This window comes from Paenibacillus turpanensis, from assembly GCF_011421635.1.
Classification (GTDB): domain Bacteria; phylum Bacillota; class Bacilli; order Paenibacillales; family YIM-B00363; genus Paenibacillus_AK; species Paenibacillus_AK turpanensis.
This window is the reverse complement of sequence record NZ_WTLI01000052.1, coordinates 1-1969: the sequence shown is the minus strand read 5'-3', so window position 1 is coordinate 1969 and position 1969 is coordinate 1. Positions and strand designations below refer to the sequence as shown.

The window sequence follows — 1969 nt, the reverse complement described above, 5'->3', positions numbered from 1 at the left end:
AGCTGCAGGAGCCGCTTCCGGCTGCGCCGGGTTAAACGCACCAAGAATTTGCTCTTTTTCCGCCGCTGTCAAAATGCACAGTTCGGCAATAGTCGCCGACGGGTTGCGGAGAATGGATTCAAGCAGCTGCAAGTAGTGCGCGGCCAATTTCTCCACCGTTTCGGCTTTATAAAGAGCAGTGGCGTATTCAAACAGATATTCCAAGCCTTCCTCGATCTCCGTGACGTCCAGGCTGAGATCGAATTTAGAAACAATTTCTTCGCTAGCATACGTCGACAAATGAAGACCCGAAAGCTGGAATTCCAAATTCTCGGTATTTTGTAAAGCAAACATCGTATCGAACAGCGGATTGCGGCTTAAATCGCGAGCCACGTTCACCTTCTCCACCAGTTCCTCAAACGGATAGTTCTGATGTTCAAATGCCCCCAGCGTCGTTTCCTTGATTTCCTTCAAGTAGTCAAGGAACGTCTTACTGGCAGCCGGATAACTGCGGATGGCCAGGGTATTGACGAACATCCCGATCAGCGGCTGAACGTCGCTATGATTTCTTCCCGCAATCGGCGTACCGACCACCACGTCTTCTTGTCCTGTATATTTATGCAATAATATTGTATAACCAGCAAGCAGAACCATGTAAAGCGTTGCGCCGTTCTCGGCTGCAAGCCGTTTCAGACCCTCGCTTTTCTCGCTATGCATAAACAGTTGCAGCGTGCGGCCCTCGTAGCTCTGCATAGCCGGGCGCGGATAATCCGTCGGCAATTCCAAAACCGGCAGCTCTCCTCGGAACATATTGAGCCAGTAGGCTTCCTGCTTGGCAAGCTGAGCTTTCTGCTCGTCTGATTGCTGCCATACCGCATAATCTTTGTACTGAATGCGTAGCGGCTCCAACTGCTCCCCGCTGTACAAGCGGACGAACTCTTCGATCAGTACGTCAATCGAAACTCCGTCAGATACGATATGATGCATATCGAACATCAGAATGTGCCGGTCCGGCGCCAGTTCGGCAAGGCCTACCCGCAGAAGCGGCGGCTTCGCGAGATCAAACGGACGAACGAATTGGCGCACCGTTTCTTCCGCCTGCTCCCCGCTAATCTGCACATATTCCACCTGGAATTCGGCTTTTTCGTAAATCCGCTGAACCGCTTCGCCTTTTACCATCTCAAAGCCGGTACGCAGCGTTTCATGACGAGCTACGAGCCCGCGGAACGCTTCTTCAAATCGCTGCCGGTCGAGCTCCCCTTCGAGCAGCATAGCTCCCGGTATGTTATAGCTAAGCTCGGCTCCTTCCAGCTGGTTCAAGATATAGAGACGTTTCTGAGCGGAAGAAAGCGGATAATACTCGCTAGGTTCCGCAGCCGGAATAGCGGTAAACGAGCCGGTCTCAAGCCGCTCCATAGCCGCGGCCATTTCCTCAACCGTCGAGTAGCGGAATACGTCGCGAAGCGGGAATTGGGCGCCTAGCTCCTTATGCACTTTGCTGACCAGCGTCGTCGCCCGCAGGGAGTGTCCGCCGAGGTCGAAGAAGTTGTCCGTTATGCCTACCGCCTGCTCCCGAACCAATACATCCTGCCAAATGGCGGCCAGTCTCGCCTCTAGTTCGGTTCGCGGCGCCACGTATTCGCGGCCTCCGCCTGCTCCCACTTCCGGCGCCGGCAGCGCCTTCCGGTCGATTTTTCCGTTCGGCGTCAGAGGCAAGCGCTCCAGTTCCACAAAGTACGACGGGATCATGTACCCCGGCAGCTCGCTGGCAATCGCCCGCTTCAAGTCCGCCGCCATCAAGCCTTCTTCCGCTGTATAATAAGCGCACAAAGCTTTCTGACCTTCTTGATCTTCCCTGACGACGACAACCGCTTCCTTCACGCCGCCTACACTCAGCAGCTTCGCTTCGATTTCGCCCGTCTCGATCCGGTAACCCCGGATTTTCGCCTGATTGTCGATCCGGCCGATGAAGTCCACGTTCCCGTCTTCC

The 1969-nt window shown here is 54.6% G+C and carries 1 protein-coding gene; it reads right to left on the bottom strand.

Translation table 11 applies throughout. From position 1 onward, the window contains the following. Positions 1-1969: condensation domain-containing protein (locus GQS10_RS22715; protein ID WP_243735363.1), on the bottom strand; the 1969-nt coding region annotated here is incomplete at both ends.